Origin of the sequence: Paenibacillus sp. M2, from assembly GCF_046713495.1 — a bacterium.
GTDB classification, from domain to species: Bacteria; Bacillota; Bacilli; order Paenibacillales; family Paenibacillaceae; genus Paenibacillus; species Paenibacillus amylolyticus_B.
Genome location: NZ_CP169648.1, coordinates 856,856 through 877,605, shown reverse-complemented (window position 1 = coordinate 877,605; position 20,750 = coordinate 856,856). Strand labels below are relative to the sequence as shown.

Below are 20,750 nucleotides of genomic sequence, written 5' to 3'. Positions count from 1 at the left end.
CCCTTTCCCGATTTTATCATGTCTTTATTTGATTTTCAGCACGATTGCTCTTGCCGAACTGGAGAGGCTCCTCTACAATGAAGCTCGGCAGGCATTTAACCTGCAAATCGTAATTTGGAGGAGGCCTGAATTATATATGGAAATTTCACTTGATATGATCAAAGACAAAGTCGAATGCTTGCAGGCTTATGATTTCCTTGAACTTGCGCGAGCGATTGAAGATCGAATTGAAATCAATAAAGCGCTGATGCTGCGTGTGAAGCAAGTCCAACATCAAGTCACATTTGATCCTATTCGCACCAAAATGTTATATAGTGCAGTCGTGCATTTTGCCGTAGAATGAATTGATTAATAAAAAAGTAAACGATTGTTTCATTCATCCTGATCTATCTATTCACTACACCTTAGGCTTCAAATGTTTAATTACAGACACACTCAAAATGGTCATCCCTACACCAAAGCCTGATATGGATAATGGACCAAGTAGAAATCGCATGACTTCGCTCTGTACTACAAAGCTTGCGAGCATAACAACCATACAGATCACCGTGAAAATCCCCACAGTTAACGTGCCTATAACATCATTCAATGAATGATTTTGCTCACGAGCAATCGTGATTTTATTTTCATTCAGAATAGGCAGCTCCAATAATCTAGGAATGTAATCCGTAATCTGGTCCTTGACCTTGCTTATGCGCTCTTTAACCATCTGGCCTTTATCCATATGGCTGGCGTAGGACTGGCTTGCTGCAGATAAAGAGTAGGTATCATCTACAGATGACAACGTACCATCCAGCGTAATGATAGCTCTGAATGCACCAGCAATGGTCGGTTTTAAGGACATCCCCATATCTGTGATCAGGGTCATCATACGTTTCATCATGACACTTGTCGGGTCTGGTGAGAAAGATGCTTCTGCTAACAAACGGTTAAGGCGTTGTTCAATCAGCTTTTGATCCAGTAAATCTCCTTCCTCACAGACTCGCGTTAAGCCATGCGCCATCTCTTTTGTATCTTTAGTGCTGTAACCCATCAGGAAGCTTAACATGCCTTCTCGTTCCTCATCCGTTAGATATCCCACTGAACCAAAGTCAATCAAAGCAACTTCTCCATCAGAAGTAAGCATGAGGTTGCCAGGATGGGGGTCCGCATGAAAGATACCAATCATCAGAATTTGATCCAAAAATGCGTGCATCACCCTCACCGACACGTCGTTTGTCACCGCTTTTGTGAAGCTGGTTCCTTCGATATATTCCATGGTGAGCACCTGTTTCGTTGAGAACTCGGCGTAGATTCTAGGAACACGGATCTGAATATCATGTTCCTGGAAGGCTTTTCGTAACAGATTCGTATTTAAGGCCTCGATATCAAAATCGGTTTCTTCAAGCAAATTCTGTTTGAATCCTTCGGCCAACTGGATTAACCCAAGTCTCTTGATTTTGATAGAGCGTTCGGACAGCCATGTGACAAACTGGATCAAAATATCCAAATCCACTGTCATCTTCTGCTTCACGTCAGGTCTTAGAATTTTAACAACAACCTTCTCGCCCGTTAACTTTAGCTTTGCCAGATGAACCTGTCCGATCGAAGCCGCAGCAATCGGCTCCATCCCAAAGGATTCATAGGTTTCATCCATATTTCCGATTCTAGTGTCAATGATTGTTTTCAGTTCATCTTGGCTCAGCGGTTTAACCTGATCATGCAGACTGGAGAACGCTTGAATATAGTTCGCAGGCAGCATGTCCTTTTTGGTCGATAACACTTGAGCAAACTTAACAAACACGCCGCCCATGTTATCCAGAACCTCAGCAATCGCAAAGGGTAACTTGGCATGATCCTGCTGAATCAAATGAGTCAAACCTTTACGTGAAATAATCCAGAACAAACGCATCATCCGCCTGAAAGCACGAACCTTATTCCAGATATAGAGTAACGGATTGGCGGCTTGCAACATTTTAAAATTGAACAGGCTTAGGAGCATGTAGATATAACACGCAATAAACACAACTAATAAAGGGTAGTACATAAACATAACTCTAAGAATCTCGGCATCTGGTGGAGCTGTGGTTTGATTGAAGTATGTAAACGAGAGCACCAGTGTTACTATGGACGTACTGAATAATACCGCCAAGATTAGCCTAAGCTGATTGCTTTTTAAAGTGCTGATATTTCCGATTATAAAATAAACCAAAAACGACGCCACTAAAATACCGCTTAGGTAAAATTGCTCCAGAACCTGAAGCAGCGTACTCACTACCAGCGAACTGATTAACGAGATTAGAACTTTATGTTTTCTGTTGAAGAACGAAGTCAGCAACATGAATACAACAAAGCACACGAGCAATGTAATAAAAAAGAACATCTTACATCCCACCTGTTATGTAATGGTATCGTTTGATTTTCCTCTCCTCAATATAACATACTCACCCTCGCGTTCAATAAACATAAATAAACCGTCCCGGTAAAGGCAGCAGTTCGCTTGATGATGTCTAATGCCTCCCCTCTGCCCTACTTAAAGAAGATTAAAAAGGAGCTGGATTCCCTACTCCTTCGCTATGTGAAACTTCTTTCTCTCATCAAACGTAAATTCACAAGGTATAATGAAGTCAGATCACCGTTCAGCATGATCTTATGAACATCATAATGAAATGAAGGAGAGGACATTCGTGGCGTTTATCCCGTTAAACTGTCCCAATTGCAATGGAAGAATTGAATACAAGGAGGATGAAGTTTTAAAGTGTCCCTATTGTGAAACAGAGCTTTTATTGAAGCAAAATCATGTCTATTACGTAGACCAGACCATTAATCATTACCACGGGACAGTTCCTGAGGCGACGCCGAAGCCGTCCGTCTCCGTCTCCATCCCCCTAAGGCTGTTATTGGTCCTGCTGCTTGTCATATCAGGCGCCATCGGTACATATTTTTATTATAGCAACAGCTCCACCTATTCAAAAACAGAAGCCAATCTGCCTGTACGAAAGATGCCCGAAAGCGAGGTTCTTCTTTCCTTTTTGCGAGATATCTTCGATAAAGGATCTGCCCTGCCGACAGAGGAGGAATTGGCTCGTCTTCGCTATTTAACTGTAGAGTATTCGGAGAATGATCAGTGGACGTTTACATATAGCCTCTCCGATCCCTTCAGCGATGAACAGGCCGAGAAAATCACTTATGTTACTCAGGACAAGAAACTGAATAGCCAGGAGATCGATCAGCGAGATTTTGAAGCTTTTACGGGACTGACGGCATTGGACCTGACGAATACCTATGAAATCTCCCAGACGGATCAAACCACTTTGGCCCATATGTCCGGATTAAAAAGTTATGGAGGCGCTTTTAACGAATCCTTCAGTACATTTTCGGGCTACTTTGGAGACAAGACTAAAATTACGGAGCTTTCCACTCAGCTTCGCAGCAATCAGGAATTGGCCATGCTGCTGGAGTTTCCTAATCTGAGCTCGTTATCCATTACCTATGTGGATGAATCCGTAACGGATTTCTTTCTGTTGAACAAGCTGCCGCTCAAGTCTCTGTCGCTCACCTTTGTCGATGAACTGGGATGGTTGTCCTCCATGACCGGGCTGTCATCCTTATCCATACATTACAGTGAAACCACAGACCTGCAGCCGCTGTACGCCTTGACCCAGCTTCAGGAGCTTCAGCTATCCTTTTTAACGAATGTAAAGTCCATCGACTTTGTACAAAATATGCCTGCTCTACAAACACTTGATCTCGAAAACGTAAACTTCTCAAGCCTGGAGCCCTTGGCCGACAAGGCCTCCATTACTACACTACGTCTGGCTTCTCTAAGTCAGCTTAGTTCGGTAAAGGTCATAAACAGTCTGCCCTCTCTGCGGGAATTAACGTTGTCTGGTTACTACGAGAAAGCAGAAGCGCTGACATTGCCTAATGTGGGGCGAGTGGAAATTCCAAGCTCCTTTCTCACTGGGCTAAAGGCCCCGGCTACAACCAGTCTGACGCTCCGTGGCGGAAGCGGGGAATTGAACTTGGCTGCGCTGGGGGAATTCCCAAAACTGGAGCAACTCTCCCTCTGGGAGATCGATGAAATTACACGTCTTGGCGCCCTGGACGGTTTGCCCAGCCTAGAGACTCTAAACATTTACGACTCGTCACTATATAAGGAGAGCGATGCTTTATTTCATTTAAAGCAGGTGAAATCTCTGATGTGCTCCGAGTGTAGGCTGAATTTCGAGCAACAATCGGCCGCAGAGAACGGCGTGCTTGAACATTTGACCTTAGAGCAGCCATATTTCAGCATAAATAACAACTCTGTCAATGAAGTTGACCAAATGATGCCTTACTTTGCCAAAATGTCTGCTCTACGCTCCTTCACTCTGCAAGACAGCAATTTGACTTCTCTCGAATTCATGAGTAACTGGCAGGCCATAGAAGAACTTCATCTTGAGAACAATGCCATTTCCAATATCGAGAGCCTAAGCCAGCTGCCTGATCTGCAAAAGGTATATCTATCCGGTAATTCTGTACAAAACAAAGCCGTGGTTGGTGCGAGTGTACACGTATATTAATTACCACCTGGGATGATGGGGAGTTTTAGACTACTATAGTTAATGGATGGTATTGAAACAAAGACAAAAAAGGGGTTCGAGAATATATAAATTCTCGAGCCCCTTACCCTTATGTTTATGTTTCGCTTTCTAACCATCATCGCTACACTCCAGAGCGTTGCGGATTGACCGTGCCAAAGATATGATACGGAGTTATCCCCTTTGAGAATAGACTATCGATCAGCTTGATTAATTCCTCCGACGATAGATCTTTGTCTCTGTGTAACCAAAGACGAAACATAGATATTAATGTCGAAATGTAAAACTCAATGATATATGGTGCCAAGACATCATCTGTTGGAAAATCCACAATCAATCGCTCAAAGGGAATTTCTCTTTTCAAGCGTTCCACAAAATGAACAGAACCATAGTCTCCCAAAAGAGCCTTCAGAACTGAAATGTCCTCTGCATTTTCCAAGCATTGAAGTGCATCCTGGAACGTATGTGTAGAAAACTCTCTGCCTGCCATTTCCTCGTTAATGGATTTCAAAACACGCTCTTCAACGCAGTCCAACAACGCATAAATATCTGTAAAGTATTGATAAAATGTACTGCGATTATATCCTGATTGGTTAGCAATCTCTTGAATAGATATTTTTTCGATGGGTTTTCGACTATATAAATCACAGAATACATTTATAAATGTCTGCCTTGTTTTGTCCGTAATTTCAGGTTGCTTTTTCATTATTTGCCTCCGTCTGCTGTTCGATCAATTATACGACAGATATTAAAAATCTGATGGTTGATGATCGTAAAGTGAATCAATACAATAACATTATACAACACGTTGTTGGATCATCAACAAGGATGAATATGGATATTAGGAGGCTAAGATGAGAATTTTATTTTTCGGTAGAGGTGTAATATCGACCCAATACGCTTGGGCTTTAGAGAAGGCAGGGCATACCGTTGAGTTTTACGTTAGAAAAGGGAGAAAAGAAACCCTCGGAAGTCATATAGCGCTTGAAATGTGGGACGCACGAAGAGGGAAACAGCTCATAAAAGAAAACTGGAACGTCACACTGCATGAGGAGATAGGGTCAAATTACGATCTCATCATTGCGAGTGTCAACACGGAGCAACTTCCATCAGCAGCACAGCTCCTATCGACTGCCGCGGGTAACACCCCTATCCTAATATTCAATAATATTTGGCAGGATTTAAAATCATCGATCTTGCCCTTGTCTATGAACAATGTTGTCTTTGGGTTCCCAGGAGCAGGAGGCGGCATTGAGGACAATAAGCTTAGGGGCGGCTTTTTAAAAACGATATTTCTGGAAAAACCACGGGTAGGCACAGAACAGATAAACAACAAGGTCAAAGAACTATTTGAAAGCGCCCATTTTATAATCAATTGGACAAAAGATATGCAAAGCTGGCTATGGAATCATTTTGCCATGAATGCGGCGATGGAGGCCGAGGTGTTAAAACGAGGAAGTTTCCCAGCAGTCTTGAATCATAGTGACTCATTCGCAAATGTCGGTAAGAGTATGCGGGAAATGACCCCTATACTTAAAGCAAGAGGCGCAAAGATGGACGCGATTACTCTACTGTTGACCAAGATCCCACCGGCACTTCTCAGCCTGCTGTTTAACAAGGTTATTCTTGCAAAGGGCAGCTTACCACGACTTTTCATTGAATACAACAATAGTAAAGCCGGTTTTGCGGTACTTGAAGTTGTGAGAGAAGCAAAAAAGTTAGGCATACCTTTACCACGTCTTACTGTGGCATTAGAAAACACTGAACAACACCAAGCTATTAAAAACTGATAAACTGAATGCCTTTCGCTGAATGAATGACTTCGGTTAAAACAATTATAGCCCGAGCTTTAGAAGCCTCGGGCAAATTAGCTATATTAAAACAGGTAAATGTAGCTTCAAAACACTACACCCTAACCAACATCGCTACACTCTCCACATGTACTGTATGCGGGAACATATCCACTGGCGTTACCTCAACCGTTCGATATCCGCCATCCTCCAGCACACGAAGATCACGTGCCAAGGTACTCGGATTACAACTCACATACACCACGCGCTCAGGCTTCATCTCCAGAATCGTTTCCAGCAAACGTGGATCGCAGCCCTTCCGCGGTGGATCTACAACGATCACGTCTGCTTCGATGCCTTGTTCTTTCCAGCGTGGAATAACGTCCTCGGATGCGCCAACTTCAAACTTTACGTTCCGCATCTCGTTCAAGAGCGCATTGCTGCGAGCATCTTCGATGGCTTCAGGCACGATCTCGACTCCATACACCTGATCCGCATGTTGCGCGAGGAAAAGAGAAATCGTACCGATGCCGCAATAGGCATCAATTACGGTTTCTTTGCCGGTCAGTCCGGCGTACTCTACCGTTTTGCCATACAGTACTTCCGTCTGCACCGGATTCACCTGGTAGAACGAACGTGCCGAGATGGCAAACTGCACATCACCGATATAATCATAGATTACATCACGGCCCCACAGGACGCGGGTCTCATCGCCAAAGATAACGTTGGTCTGCTTCTTGTTCACGTTCTGGCAGATGCTTGCGACATGCGGAATCGCTTCACGGATACTGCCGATCCATTCGTCTTTGTACGGAATATCTCGACCATTGGTGACCAGTACGAGCATTATCTCACCTGTACGGAACGCCTTCTTCACGACCACATGACGCAGCAAGCCGCGACCTGTCTCTTCGTTATAGGCACTGATTCCAAAATGACTACCGATCTCCTTCACCTTCGCAACCACTTCGTCGTTATGCTCATGCTGAATAAGACAGCTCTCCATATCGATGATCCGATGGCTTCCTTTGGCGTAAAATCCTCCTACCAGACCACCCTCGGTCACACCAATTGGCACCTGTGCCTTATTCCGATAGCGCCATGGCTCGTCCATGCCCATCGTAGGCAGTACGCGAATGCCCTGCTCCGTATCCTCTTCGTTCATGACACCTTCAAGGCGAAGACGAATACGATTGCTGCCGATTATTTGTACTTCAGAAGTAGCCAGTTCAGTTGTATGATTCGCATCACCAACTGAAGCGTCATCCTGCACACGTTGTTCGGCTCCCTCTTCATCTTCTTGCTCGTTGGATGCCAACGTCTCCGCATCCTCCACCATTACGTTCAATTTGCCAATCCGTTGCAAATTATCTACCACCAACTGGCGTTTCCACGCAAGCTGTCCGGCATAACTCATATGCTGGATCTGGCAGCCGCCGCACTGATCGTAGATCGGGCAAGGCGCGGACACTCGATCCGGGCTTGCTTTCACGATTTCCAGCAGTTTGGCGTAGCCGTACTGCTTCTTGGTTTTCATCACGCGAACACGTACGGTTTCACCCGGAAGCGCACCCTGTACAAAGAGCGTGTATCCATTCGCACGACCTACACCCTCACCGTCATGGTTCATGCCAATGATGTCGATGACGGTCTCTTCATTTTTGCTAACGGGCAGCCCTTCAATTGGTGCAGATTCACGCGCTCTCCCCTTTGGACGAACGGCAGAAAGAGATGCGCCTTGTGGCCGCACCTCTTTTCCTTGCTGACGTGATGATGGACGAGATGATTGACTTGGCTGACGGGACGCTGAAGCGTTCCCTTGCCCCTGAGAGGCAGCCGAATTCCGGCGGTTTTTTCCACGACCGCTGCGGTTCGTATTAGACAACGTACATTCACTTCTTTCTTATTATATGGTATCACATCAAAAATAACGTTCCGAATTTCTTATGAACTTCAGAAACGTTATATCATCTTCGGATGGTGTTTTGCGACCTCTTTCGGTCATTTTCTCTAAAATAACGATGCTGTAATTCGTTAGATTCGCAGCTTAGGCGATTTCGCCATATTAAGGCTTTCTGAGTTCGTTAGCCGCCGACACCCGACCAAACTGCTATTTTCAGCACGGTAATCACATTCCAGTACCATCGAACAAGAACAGCACTTTTAACTTTCACCGTTCAATATTCGCTGTTCGCTGTCACGTAAAATCAATTACCACAATGTACCCTGTATCAGCTCAATGCATGGTGACCACATGAGATTATACCCGATCCCACCTTACACGGCAACTGGAAACTCCACTTCCATCTCACCTTACCGCAGAGCTGAATCCCACTCTCCTCAACAGTTATGCGATACTGTGCAACCACCGCTGCAGCATCATAGCTTTTCTGAAGCAATCAACATTGCTTTTCGCAAGCGACCCACATTGCCCCCAGCACCCAAATTTTTAACGATACAATTGCAGATGATGCTTGAGGTTCGTAAATGTAGCTGGCAGCGTGCCGCCCAACTCTCCATCGAGGTTCAGTTGTACATATCCCGGGGACGTAACTTCCATATGACTCGTCTGGAAATGAACCACTTTCTTGTCGTTCAGATGCTCCCCACGCAGCGCGAGCGTTACGAGGCGGATCATATCGGCCAGATTACACTTGCGAACACCGATCACATCGAACAGACCATCATCAATGGTTGCACCTGGAGCCAACTTCTCGAAGCCCCCGACCGAATTGGTATTGGCGATGAGGAATAACATGAATTCGTCATGGATCTCTTCCTGACCATCGGCGCGAATAATCAGCTCCTGTGGAGACAGGCTCGCCATTTTCTCAATACCCTTCATATAATAGGCCAGTTGCCCAATCATCGTTTTCAGACGACTTGGTACTTCATAGGTCAGTTCAGTTAATGATCCGCCACCGGCGATGTTGATAAAATATTTATCATTTGCTTTGCCCAGATCGAGCGGACGAAGTTGCTGGTTAATGACCAGATCTACGTAATCTTCCCACTGTCTCGGAATGCCGAGTGCACGTGCAAAATCATTCGTTGTTCCCAAAGGAAACACACCCAGCGGAGGACGGTTCTCCCGCTCTGCCATACCGTTAATCACTTCGTACAACGTGCCATCTCCACCAGCAGCAATAATCATGTCATAGCCGCGTTCAATCGCGAGTTCAGCTTCGCGGGTTGCATCACCTTCGCCCGTTGTTGCATGACAAGAAGCTTCAATACCACCTTGATCCAAACGCTGCAAAATATCAGCCAGACGTTTCTTCATTTCTTCCCGGCCTGAGGTCGGATTATATATTAAGCGAGCTTTTTTCATCTCATACGCCACCTATTCCACATTATCCATGAGTCTAAACGACCTCATATTCTTACGTTGCATCAGTCCACAAAAGGGCATATTTTTTACACAATAATGAACTTCCGTTAATGTTGCTCTAATCTTTCGTCTTACCTATATCTATGCATCAGGAATTCCGTCTCATTCCAAAGCCTTTAACTCCTATCATATCATCAAATGTAAAGATGTCCTAGCCTGTAATCCATAAGTATATTTTTTCATATATGTACCCACTAATCCATACATTATCCAATAAACCTCACGCACCGATCCTGAATCTTCCCCACTACCTTTTATGTAAAATAGTCTCATTAATCAACCATTCTGCCCGCTTGGACAGGAATTAGTCTTCGATTTCGATGGTCTTCATATGATTATGACATAGATATGCTACAAATTTACAATTCTTAAGATGAAAAGATAAATAACATAAACCGTTTTCCAATATAGTTTTAGTGAACCCTCAACTTAGCACCACATCATACCCTTGAAGGAGAAGTGTATATGAAAAAAATTGTGTTAATGCTCATGGTTTCGCTTATGGCATGTATTCCTTGGGTCACCGTTGTTGAAGCAGCAGAAATTAATCATGATCAGGTTGTCGGATTTCAGGAAGTCACACCAGTAACCGTAATGCAACAAGCAGCCAAGCGTTTTCAGCCATTTCTAAAAGTGTATCATGGTTGTGTCCCTTTTCCCGCAGTGGATCAACAGGGCAATACCAGCGCTGGCTTGAATACGTCCGGGGCATCGAATGGGAACTGTAGCTCAAGTACAGGGCAGATCTACTCCCGCTCCGCATGGCACAATGGGGTGTGGGCCATCATGTATTCGTGGTATTTCCCCAAAGACTCCCCTTCTGCCGGACTCGGCCATCGTCACGATTGGGAAGGAATCGTCGTGTGGGTAGATAACCCGGCAGCGGCCAATCCCCAAATCCTCTCTATCGCATATTCCGGTCACGGCCAGTTTACCAAAGTTACACCGAGCAATACCAATACACAAGGTAGCCATCCGTTGATTTCCTATAACAGTACTTGGCCACTGAACCATGAGCTTGGCGTTACTAATACTGTGGGTGGAACTCAGCCTTTAATCGGATGGGACGACTTGACTCCTGCAGCACGAAATGCGCTCAATACGACAAACTTCGGTAGCGCCAACGTGCCTTTCAACGATAACAATTTCACCAACAATTTAAACAAAGCCTGGTTCAGATAAAAAAAACCCTTCAAGTGAACAGTCACTTGAGGGGGATTTCATGATGAAGTGATCGTATCACGATCGCTATAGGTTCAGGTGAAAACTTGCCGCAAGAAAACTCCTCGGAATATGGCTCTCTTTACTCGAAGTATCGGGCGTTCTCGTCATCGTATCTCCGTCTCGCTTCAGCCAACCTCAAAATCCGATTTTTCGCCCTGCACGCAGCTGTTTATACCAGAAATAGACAGTGCAGCCTACACAATAACCCAGCAGCGCCGCGCTTGCAGCCGCGAGAAGCATGACAGAGAATACATAACCTGCGATTACCCAGCCAAGCGAGAACGAGATGAGTGCCAGAGACAGGAAGAGCACGGCCAGAATATTGTTGAATCGCTGCAGCTCCACCGCCTGCATCTCTGTACCTTTACCAGTCAACACAGCTTTCCCAATTTGCACAAACAGATTAAGCTTGCCACTGGAAGCCAGACCAACCACCTGAATACTCCACAGCGCTCCCAGAACTACAATTGGATTAAACACAAACGAGAGTAAAACAAACAGTACAATACCGACCTGATTTGCTTTCACATAACGCATGGGCACTTCCCGCATCTGTATATCTCCTTATCCCCATTTTATTAGTTGGTTTTATTCTAGTCGGTATGCAAGGAATGAGCAATACTTCATTTAAGGATAGTATAATCTCTTTTCAACACGTCCCAATGGGGAGTCGGGATGCCTGTTGTCTTTTTCCAATCGGTAAATGCATTATTTAACGCCTCAATCTCTCCAAAAGAACCCGCAATCAGCTTATGAATTGGAAGCACACTATAGATCTTCAAGAGAAGGTATAACATCCGTTGATGCTTGCGAATCATTTTAGCCTGAATCTCCGGTATAATCGTTATGCCCATAGCTTCAAGCACGCTGAAGCCTTCATCCATCGCCCCAATCATATGTTGGATTTGCTTTCTGTTCCCGTCCAACTTGATCAACTCACGCTCCTCATTAAAACTCACCGCATTAAGCATCAGAATGGGGATGATATGGCTTTTCAGCCAGGCATCAATATCGCTCAGAACATTTAACTTGTATTTCACATGTTGGAAAGCTTGATCCAGCAAAGGTTTAAAGTTGATATCACCATCCAGACTGCCAATCACCATTTGTCCGCCACCTCCACCGACCGATAACATGCGGTCCTTTTCCCGCTTCCCTGCACTCACATGGAATCCAAACGCGACCTGTTTAGCTACCCTGCTGTTTTCCTCCAAAAAGTTTTGCATGCTTCGCGCATCTGCGTTGTTTCCCACAATCACAATATTACTGCTCTGATTCTCTGCCAGAATAGGTAACACGGAAGAAAAATCGTTATATTTCATGACAACAAAAATCAGATCATATTGGTCATCCACTTCCAACGTTCTGGTTACCGAAACCGGATCAACTGTCGTTTTGAATTGAAACATATGCCGGATGACGACTCCATCCTTCTCCAGCTCTTCCGCTCGCTTCCCTCTAGCCAGAAGAGTGACTTCATTGCCACCGCGCACCAGAACGTGGGCAAGTTGACTGCCCAAAACACCCGCACCATATACTAATATTTTCATTGGTTTCCCTCTATTTCATATTTTATAGATAATTGTTGTTTTATCAACATTTGTTGATAAAATAAGAGTAACAAAGCACCTACTGTGCTTCAATCGTTAAAATATCCGTTTTTGTTGAATAATCAACGAATGATTGTTTATTGTTGAAAACCATCATAGGAGGGGCCATGGACAGACGAGTACTCAAGACACGAAAGGCGATAATCGAAGCTTTTGTGGGGTTACTGGAAGAACGGGATTTCGAGCAAATTACGATAAACGATATTGCTGATCGGGCTAATGTAAACCGAGGAACCATCTATTTGCATTACGCAGACAAGTTCGATTTGTTGGATCAATGCATTGAAACCTATTTGCAGCGGTTGTTGGATGCCTGTATGATCGAAAGCTCTACTACAACACCCGTTACGGCCAAGGATGCGCTGCTCAGAACTTTCCGTTATCTGGAACAGCATGCCTCTACCTATACCACACTTCTAACCAAAAAAGGTATTCCGGCATTCCGTAGTAAGTTGATGACATTGTTGGTCCAGGGAGTGGAGGAACAGATGGATGCCTGTGGCATCCAGAAAGGTATGAAAAAAGAGGTTACCATACAGTTTCTTGCTTCCGCTGCTGTGGGCCTCCTGGAGTGGTGGATTATGAATTCCATGCCTTATCCGGCCGAGGAGATCGTTGACCAATTAATAAGTTTACTGGAGCTACATCTGCAATTGCACGCACCCATTAATGGATAAACTAATCCTTGTTAAGTGATCTACAACAAACAAAAAACCACGTCCTTTGACGTGGTTTGATTGTTTATGAAGCTATGGAGTTCAAATCAATTGATGCAACATTACTGCGAGCGATGTGACCACACACCTATGCCAAAACGATCACTTCAAGAAGAAGCTTTAACTTCATTACATCTCTCCAGCAAAATCTGGATCTGATGCTCCAGCCACTGCCCGAGCAATGGATGTGGCAACAGTGTCTCTCCGCTGTACACATAGTTCAGTTCCTGCAGCCGACCCGGGATAACGTTCCTCGTGAAATAACCGGCACTCAAAAACAGCGGCGCCACAATCACTCGGTTCCCCCGCTCTTCGCTCCAATACTTCACTTTGTCGTACACACTCTCTGGATTCAACAATGCATAATCCGTATGGGCTACACCACTAACTTCCTGCACAAGCTCTGCAAGGGAAGAAATTCCGGCTTCCCATCGCTCGCGAAAACCATCATGAATACTCCCATGACCAACCAGCAGAATCGTTTCTTTCTCCGGTTGCTGCGACAGTAATCGGACTTTGTCCCACACCATCACGGCAATATCCGGATCGTTATCCACCGGATAACCGAAGTGAACCCGCGCCTTCACATCGAATGGTTCCAGATCCGTTTCGCGATCAGGTGTTTCCTTTGCACCAATGGCATATTCAATTTCATCCACATGTGTACTCCCGGACGAAACAAATAGAGGTACGACCAGAATATCGGTTACGCCCTGTGCTTCCAGTCGGTCGATACCGTCCTGGATCAGGCGTCCTTCCACTAGTTCAAGAAAACCGGCTTCAATCGGTAATGGAACAGGCAGATTCAACCGGGAGATCGCGTCATCGACGGATTCCACCCAGGTTTGCTCCTGTGAACCGTGACTGATGATGAGTACACCCGGCTTCTTCATGTTAGCGTCCCAGGCGTTCCAGCGTCATTTTATAACCATCATTGCCGTAATTCAGGCAGCGTTTCACACGTGAAATTGTAGCTGTACTCGCACCTGTCTCTGCTTCAATCTGGTTATACGTATTGCCTTTACCCAACATACGAGCCACTTCCAGCCGCTGGGACATGGATTGGATCTCGTTAACTGTGCAGAGGTCATCAAAGAAAACATAACACTCTTCAATATCTTTTAGCGTCAAAATAGCCTCGAATAGTTGTTCAATGCTTTTATCATTTAGCTTTTTCAGCTGCATTTCATCATCATCCCCTAGCGGTTACTGTGTACCTACATTGTACTCACACTGAGTTGGTATTTCAAGCGTTACCGATTTCACGCACTACAGAATAAAAATACATGTTACCGCTTACAAAAGGTACTATTGTCCTCCCCTCGCGCACATCAGACGAAATTACCGCGCTAATTCCCAGTTTTCACCTGCATATATCCGATTACTTATGTAGGATTTCAACCCACTTAAATGTGACAATTTTGTGTCCAAACTTCGTTTTCTCTTCGGGAACCTGCCATCATGCCATGCGCCCAAATCCGCAAATATCCCGTTTTCCGGGACACCCGCCTACGCCGTCTCTCCGCGAATGACATACAGTATAACAAAAGGGAGTTCCACAAGGGTCTATGATGTACATCTGTCATGCAACTCATGGAACGCAATTCCGAAATCCAACATAGAAGGAACGTGATCGTTCATGCCACAGCATTATTATCACCGCCAGCCACCACCAGGGCAGCGTCCGTCTTCTCATGCTCATCGACAGGCACATACTTCTGCCTATATGCCGCCCGGTGTGGTTCCGCGGTCTTTAAATGAAACTCAAATTCAACCGATGTATCCTGGCGTAGAACCACACTACCCGGGCTTTGGTGAAGTCGAAGCTTCTGCAGTCGTACCCTATGGGCAGGGTGTGTCTGGCGGGAACTTTTATGGAGGTGCAGCTCAGGTTGTTCCCCCAGCTCCGGTAACGGCGCCTGCTACTGGCAGTACCGGCTTTTCGTTAGCCAACATCGGTGAGTTAAAAGGAATGATCGACCGCTTCGGCGGTATTGATGGAATCATGAGTGGAATAGGCAAAATGCAGAAGGTCGTTGGTGGCATCCAGCAGATGGCTCCGATGATGAAACTCGTTATGGGCATTCTGCCTTTTGGAAAAGGAAAATCGAATAACAGCGCAGCTGATGCAGACTATGAAGAATATACGCCGCCCCGGAAACGCAAAAACAAACGTCGGAACAAAACAACGAATGCTACACGTCGCCGCAATACAACTCCAGTCCGCCGCAAATCCAATTCCACGAAGCGCCGTCCCAAAAGTCGCAAAGGTTAAGAAAATTCAGGCACCCCCTTACAGAAGGCGGGTGCCTTAACACCGTTCATCGGTAAACAAATAATTTTCAGGAACTTACGTTCTTATTTCTGTAATTTGAGGTATACTGAATAGTAACTAAAGGAGGCGGACCATGGAACTTATCAAAGACAAATACACTCCCGCATTAATCGATCGGACCGGCGAACAGTTGCGCCAATTCTACCCTAAGCTGGATACACAGCAATTTCATGAATTGGTTTTCGCTGAAGGCTGGGAACAGTTGGAATTCAAAGCGCGCATTCGCAGAATCACACTGGCTTTGACCCAGGTACTGCCGGACAATTATGAGGAAGCATTACATATTATCGAACAAGCCGCCCCGACGATGAGAGGCGTTGAATATCTATTTGTACCGGATTTTATTGAAGTGAACGGACTTGACCCAGAAGATTACGAGTTATCCATGAAGTATCTAACCCTCTTCACACCTTATTCCAGCTCAGAGTTCGCGGTACGTCCGTTTATTGAACATTATCCAATCCAAACGATGAAACATATGATGGCGTGGGCAGAAAGTGACAACGAGCATATCCGCAGACTTGCCAGTGAGGGCAGCCGGCCACGTTTGCCATGGGGTGCGAAACTCCAGAACTTTATCACTGATCCAACACCTGTACTTCCGATTCTGCATGCATTGAAACAGGACGAGTCCCTCTATGTTCGCAAAAGTGTCGCCAATCATCTGAATGACATCTCCAAGGACCACCCTGAACTGGTTATGGATCTGGCCACGACCTGGTACGGACAACATGTACACACAGACTGGATTGTCCGGCATGCCAGCAGGTCATTACTGAAGAAAGGACATCGCAAAGCACTAAGTCTTTTTGGTTATAACGAGCAGGATTCGATTCACATTGAGCAGCTTCAGCTTGTCCAGGATACGATTAGCATTGGCGCGGATCTTCATTTTTCGTTTGATGTCGTTAATGAGAGCGGCGAGTCACAGATGCTGCGAATTGAATATGAGATGGGTTATATGAAGGCAAACGGCAAACAGGCCCCTAAACGATTCAAATGCTCCGATAAAATGTACCCAACAGGCAGAACCAAGGTAGCCACTAAACAATCGTTCAAAATCATCACAACGAGAAAATATTATGCCGGTCTGCATACGCTTACCATTCTTGTGAATGGCAAAGAAGCAGCTACAACTTCTTTTGTTCTTGAAATGGAGTAACAGGAAATCGTCGTAAGTTATACACAGCTTATTGCTGCGGAATAGTTATTCACATGTGGATACATTTTTTTTCAAAACTTCTAATAGAAGAATCAGAAAGGCCACCTGGCAAACATCATCTCCCGACAGTTATTACTGCCCGAGATCATGGCCCAGTGGCCTTCTTCATATGTAATTCAAACTGCAATTCCCCTTACCCACCCTCACCGCTATCCAAAGACCTGCATATGGTCGTAACAATTAGAAAGATACACGATACATCCATGCTGCGCATTCTTGTAACAATATTGGGCTAAATGATGATGTGGGTTAGACATGGCCCAGCGTCTACCAGGTTTCCAACTTCCCGTTGGTGGGTTATGCTCGCTTCATTTGGATAGGGTTACCGACGCAGTTTTATTCCTCGATTAAGTCTATGGTCCAGTTCTTCTCCTGAATTTTAAAATCCAGTTCCCGGTAGGATTTCGAAAGGCTATCCACTTTATGTTGAATATCTGCTATGTTCACGGTTCGCTCATACTTTACTTCAGAACGACTGTACCGATCCTGGCGAATGGACGCATTCTGCAAAACTTCGTTAAACGATGCTCTTTCTTGCATGATTCCATCCCGCTCTGCAAGGGCATCAGCAAGCGTAACTCCTGCAGTGAAGTCAGTCTGTGCATTGGTCTTATTAATTTTCTTAACCAATACCGTCAGGCTCCGGATCGTATTCTCCAGGTCGATCATAAGCAACTGCGGGTCCTCTGCTGGCTGTTCACCTTCCTGAACTTTGACTACGCGTTCCAGACGTTGCTTGAGCTGAGCTATCTTCTTCTGCTCATCCGCTCGCAGTACAAGAGCCTCTGCCAATCTCATCGTATCCCATCCTTCCACAATTATATGTATGGATAATTCATCCAGATTCTATTCACTCACATATCGTTATATTTTACCTGTGGATACACGTTATTACAAGTTTATGTTACTAACATCTGATTACATTCGTTCTCACTTGAACCATCCCCGCTTCACAAACCAGGCCACCATACTCCCGCCAAGCACAAACATTAACAGCAGCACCGCGCCATACCCAAATTTCCACTGAAGCTCAGGCATATAGGCAAAGTTCATACCATAAATACCCGCGATCAGTGTGAGCGGCATAAATACAGTTGTAATCACCGTGAGTGTCTTCATGATCTGATTCATCCGGTTGGAGTTCAGGGAAATATAACTGTCGCGCAGGTCAGCGGTCATCTCCCGATCGGCTTCAATCATGTCCGTTAGCTTCAATAAATGGTCATAGATATCGGTAAAATAAGCCGTATGTTCACCTGTTCGTTGCACATGCTGGGAGTTCACCACCCGATAGAGCAGATCCCGCATCGGTACTACGGTTCTTCTAAGCTTCAGCAATCGAGTCCGCAGATCAAACACCTGGTTCATCAAGTCTTCAACCGATTCTTGTCCACCCCGGTTCTCCAGTTCAGCCAGTTCATCCTCAATCGCAAATAAAGACGGAAAATAATGATCGACCAGCTTGTCCATCACCGTATAGGCTGCTGCCACCGGACCTCGCGCCCAGATGGTTCGTTCATGTGCATGGTGCAACAAGCGCTCCCACGCTTCATCCACTTCCTCCAATACGCCATGATGAAAAGACACTAGGAAGTTTGATCCGAGAAACAAGTCAACCTCCTCGGCCTCCAGTGTGGACGGGTTCAGTGCATGCAGTACAAGAAACTGCAGATTATCATAATAATCAAGCTTTGGCCGCTGCAACACATGCAGACAGTCCTCAATAGCTAAAGGGTGAAAATGAAAATATGTATCCAGCAAACGGCTTTCCTCTTCCGTCGGCTGGTTAAAATCGGCCCATACCCAGGCGTAATCGTTCAGATCCAGCTGTGTAAGTGGTACGTTAACGGAGACTTGATGTTCTCGTGTAATGGCGAGTGTACGAATCATAAATCAGATCACATCCTTGTCCTGTATCTTTACGTTATTGTACACAGGTGCCTTCAAACTCGACAACAAAAAAAGCCAACCCTGTTGGCTTCTCTCATTTCCCTATCCACAGTTCCCTGTATCCACAGGAATATCTTCTTTTGGTTTATCATTCCACGGATGGCTATCCACATATCCAGCCTGTCCACACGTTCATGCACAGGCGTCTCTTGATTTTGGTTGTATATTTATCCACATATCCCGATATTCACACAGTTATGAACAGATTGTCTGGTAACTCCGAATTTGTTCGGGATAACTTCTCTTTTTAGAAAATAATCCAGTACAATAATCCTGCCAGTGCCCCAGTAATCGGAATCGTAATGAACCACGTAATAATAATACGTCCAGCAAGTCCCCATTTCACCGCAGAGAAACGTTTCGCGGAGCCCACACCCAGAATAGCTGATGTGATCGCGTGCGTTGTACTAACTGGAAGGTGAAGCAACGTTGCTGTGAAAATAACGGATGCAGCTGACAGATCCGCCGCAAAACCGTTGATCGGTTCAATTTTAAAGATTTTGGTACCCATCGTTTTGATGATTTTCCAACCACCAATGGATGTACCCAGAGCCATCGCAGTTGCTGCTGAGATTTTAACCCACAGCGGAACATCCAGATTATCCTGCACACCTGCTGCAACCAGAGCAAAGGTAATAATCCCCATCGCTTTCTGTGCATCATTCGTACCATGCGTGAATGCTTGCAGTGCTGCCGTGAAAATCTGTACCGTACGGAAACCTTTGTTCACATTATGCGGACTGCGTTTGGCGAAAATATATTTGAGAATCGTCATGACCACATAACCAATGGCAAATGCGATCAGAGGTGATAATAACAAACCTCCGACGATATCAATGAATCCGCTCCATTTCACTTTATCAGATCCTGCGCCAACGAGCACGGCACCTGCAAGGGCTCCAATAAGTGCATGTGAGGAAGAAGACGGAATACCAAACCACCATGTAACCAGGTTCCAGATAATCGCTGAGATCAAGGTGACTATGACGACCTCTATCCCGTTATCCAGCGTGGTGGGGTCGGTCACACTCCCACCAATCGTCTTCGCAACGCCTGTGAACATCATCGCACCGACAAAGTTCATCACCGCTGCCATAAGAATAGCTCGACGCGGCGTCAGTGCTCGGGTTGAGACCGAAGTCGCAATGGCATTGGCCGTGTCGTGAAAACCGTTGATGAAGTCAAACGCCAGTGCAAGGAAGACGACTATACCCAATACCCAAATCGTTGTTTCCATTATTCTCTGGCTCCTTAAGAATTACGCATAATGATGGATTCAAGCACGTTCGCCACGTCTTCACAAGCATCCGTTGTTGTCTCAAGACGTTCGTAAATTTCCTTACGCTTGATCAGTTCAATCGGATCAGACACGGTAGCGAAGAGATGTTTGATACACATGCGCAGCACTTCGTCGCCCTGGTTTTCCAGATCATTCAAACGAATGGTATACTCACGGATCGCGAGCAATTTTTTCTGAGACAGCAGATGGATCGCCTTCTGAATTTCATAAGCCGATTGGCGCAAAATTTCAGCAAACTGTATGACGAACTCATCATCAGGATCTGTCAGTTGGTACATATAGAAACGGGAAGCCGTTGCTTCGAGTCCGTCCAATACGTCATCAAGTGTTGTTGTCAGCTCCATAATATCATCGCGTTCGATCGGCGTGATAAATGTTTTGTTGAGTTCTGTAATGATCGTATGCACGTAATCATCACATTTCGACTCGTACTTCTTCATTTCATTAGCAAAAAGAGTCACATCCTGAAGGTTGGAAACATGCTGGGAGAAATAATCTGCCGCTTGAACAACCGTATCTGCCATATTCTCCAGTGTCTCAAAAAATATATCCTTCTTCTTCTTAAGCTTCATAGCTCTATCCCCTTTACGAGAAAAATTGCCGACAACCGATGAAACATGAAATGACAACCTTTGATATCTTATCATATT

The 20,750-nt window shown here is 45.2% G+C and carries 19 protein-coding genes; 7 read left to right on the top strand and 12 right to left on the bottom strand.

The genetic code is table 11. The features are described 5' to 3' along the window. Positions 1–136: 136 nt before the first annotated feature. Positions 137–343, top strand: coding sequence for a DUF2536 family protein (locus ACETMN_RS04155; protein WP_411735806.1), 207 nt, complete (start codon positions 137–139; stop codon positions 341–343). A gap of 54 nt (positions 344–397) precedes the next feature. Here the strand turns inward: ACETMN_RS04155 and ACETMN_RS04150 are convergent, their stop codons facing one another. After that, positions 398–2,362 carry an ABC1 kinase family protein gene (locus ACETMN_RS04150; protein ID WP_091019754.1) on the bottom strand — a complete coding sequence of 655 codons (1,965 nt, stop codon included), beginning with the start codon at positions 2,360–2,362 and terminating at the stop codon, positions 398–400. A 403-nt stretch (positions 2,363–2,765) separates the two neighbouring features. On the opposite strand from ACETMN_RS04150, the gene ACETMN_RS04145 reads away from it, so the two are divergent. After that, a complete protein-coding gene (locus tag ACETMN_RS04145; RefSeq protein ID WP_256975321.1) occupies positions 2,766–4,544 on the top strand; it encodes a leucine-rich repeat domain-containing protein in 1,779 nt (592 codons plus the stop codon). A 142-nt stretch (positions 4,545–4,686) separates the two neighbouring features. Here the strand turns inward: ACETMN_RS04145 and ACETMN_RS04140 are convergent, their stop codons facing one another. Continuing rightward, positions 4,687–5,268: a TetR/AcrR family transcriptional regulator gene (locus tag ACETMN_RS04140; RefSeq protein WP_091019766.1), complete on the bottom strand. Its 582-nt coding sequence runs from the start codon at positions 5,266–5,268 to the stop codon at positions 4,687–4,689. Positions 5,269–5,416: 148 nt separating this feature from the next. Between ACETMN_RS04140 and ACETMN_RS04135 the strand changes: the two genes are divergently transcribed. Then, positions 5,417–6,352: a ketopantoate reductase family protein gene (locus tag ACETMN_RS04135; RefSeq protein WP_091019767.1), complete on the top strand. Its 936-nt coding sequence runs from the start codon at positions 5,417–5,419 to the stop codon at positions 6,350–6,352. A 115-nt stretch (positions 6,353–6,467) separates the two neighbouring features. On the opposite strand, the gene rlmD is transcribed toward ACETMN_RS04135, so the two are convergent. Next, a complete protein-coding gene (gene rlmD / locus ACETMN_RS04130) occupies positions 6,468–8,237 on the bottom strand; it encodes a 23S rRNA (uracil(1939)-C(5))-methyltransferase RlmD (protein ID WP_411735805.1) in 1,770 nt (589 codons plus the stop codon). Positions 8,238–8,801: 564 nt separating this feature from the next. Beyond that, the gene (locus ACETMN_RS04125) at positions 8,802–9,683 is read right to left on the bottom strand and encodes a diacylglycerol kinase (protein WP_074093499.1); all 882 of its coding nucleotides are present in this window, start codon (positions 9,681–9,683) and stop codon (positions 8,802–8,804) included. Between the two features lie 525 nt (positions 9,684–10,208). Here ACETMN_RS04125 and ACETMN_RS04120 point away from each other — a divergent pair. Continuing rightward, the gene (locus ACETMN_RS04120) at positions 10,209–10,925 is read left to right on the top strand and encodes an NPP1 family protein (protein WP_411735804.1); all 717 of its coding nucleotides are present in this window, start codon (positions 10,209–10,211) and stop codon (positions 10,923–10,925) included. Positions 10,926–11,102: 177 nt separating this feature from the next. On the opposite strand, the gene ACETMN_RS04115 is transcribed toward ACETMN_RS04120, so the two are convergent. Both ACETMN_RS04115 and ACETMN_RS04110 read right to left on the bottom strand, forming a co-directional pair. Continuing rightward, on the bottom strand, positions 11,103–11,519 hold the full coding sequence (locus ACETMN_RS04115; RefSeq protein WP_091019771.1) for a DUF4395 domain-containing protein: 417 nt from the start codon (positions 11,517–11,519) through the stop codon (positions 11,103–11,105). A 71-nt stretch (positions 11,520–11,590) separates the two neighbouring features. After that, positions 11,591–12,517, bottom strand: coding sequence for a ketopantoate reductase family protein (locus tag ACETMN_RS04110; protein ID WP_411735803.1), 927 nt, complete (start codon positions 12,515–12,517; stop codon positions 11,591–11,593). 167 nt (positions 12,518–12,684) lie between these two features. Here ACETMN_RS04110 and ACETMN_RS04105 point away from each other — a divergent pair, with 167 nt between their 5' ends. Next, positions 12,685–13,254 (top strand): TetR/AcrR family transcriptional regulator, encoded by a 570-nt coding sequence (locus ACETMN_RS04105; RefSeq protein WP_411735802.1) that lies wholly within the window; start codon positions 12,685–12,687, stop codon positions 13,252–13,254. A gap of 146 nt (positions 13,255–13,400) precedes the next feature. Here the strand turns inward: ACETMN_RS04105 and ACETMN_RS04100 are convergent, their stop codons facing one another. After that, positions 13,401–14,186, bottom strand: coding sequence for a sirohydrochlorin chelatase (locus tag ACETMN_RS04100; protein ID WP_105602070.1), 786 nt, complete (start codon positions 14,184–14,186; stop codon positions 13,401–13,403). A gap of 1 nt (position 14,187) precedes the next feature. Beyond that, a complete protein-coding gene (locus ACETMN_RS04095; RefSeq protein ID WP_017690665.1) occupies positions 14,188–14,478 on the bottom strand; it encodes a YerC/YecD family TrpR-related protein in 291 nt (96 codons plus the stop codon). Positions 14,479–14,932: 454 nt separating this feature from the next. On the opposite strand from ACETMN_RS04095, the gene ACETMN_RS04090 reads away from it, so the two are divergent. Together ACETMN_RS04090 and ACETMN_RS04085 are read left to right on the top strand one after the other, a co-directional pair. After that, positions 14,933–15,568 carry a tyrosine protein kinase gene (locus ACETMN_RS04090; protein WP_105602049.1) on the top strand — a complete coding sequence of 212 codons (636 nt, stop codon included), beginning with the start codon at positions 14,933–14,935 and terminating at the stop codon, positions 15,566–15,568. A gap of 133 nt (positions 15,569–15,701) precedes the next feature. Next, entirely contained in the window at positions 15,702–16,790 is a 1,089-nt protein-coding gene (locus ACETMN_RS04085; protein WP_411735801.1) for a DNA alkylation repair protein, read from the top strand. A gap of 396 nt (positions 16,791–17,186) precedes the next feature. Here the strand turns inward: ACETMN_RS04085 and ACETMN_RS04080 are convergent, their stop codons facing one another. From ACETMN_RS04080 to ACETMN_RS04065, 4 genes are all read right to left on the bottom strand, one after another. Beyond that, positions 17,187–17,648, bottom strand: coding sequence for a DIP1984 family protein (locus ACETMN_RS04080; protein WP_036606052.1), 462 nt, complete (start codon positions 17,646–17,648; stop codon positions 17,187–17,189). 132 nt (positions 17,649–17,780) lie between these two features. After that, positions 17,781–18,740, bottom strand: coding sequence for a magnesium/cobalt transporter CorA (gene corA, locus ACETMN_RS04075; protein ID WP_036668386.1), 960 nt, complete (start codon positions 18,738–18,740; stop codon positions 17,781–17,783). A 307-nt stretch (positions 18,741–19,047) separates the two neighbouring features. Continuing rightward, positions 19,048–20,037 carry an inorganic phosphate transporter gene (locus ACETMN_RS04070; RefSeq protein ID WP_036668387.1) on the bottom strand — a complete coding sequence of 330 codons (990 nt, stop codon included), beginning with the start codon at positions 20,035–20,037 and terminating at the stop codon, positions 19,048–19,050. Positions 20,038–20,051: 14 nt separating this feature from the next. Continuing rightward, positions 20,052–20,672, bottom strand: coding sequence for a DUF47 domain-containing protein (locus ACETMN_RS04065; protein WP_017690670.1), 621 nt, complete (start codon positions 20,670–20,672; stop codon positions 20,052–20,054). Between the last annotated feature and the right edge of the window lie 78 nt (positions 20,673–20,750).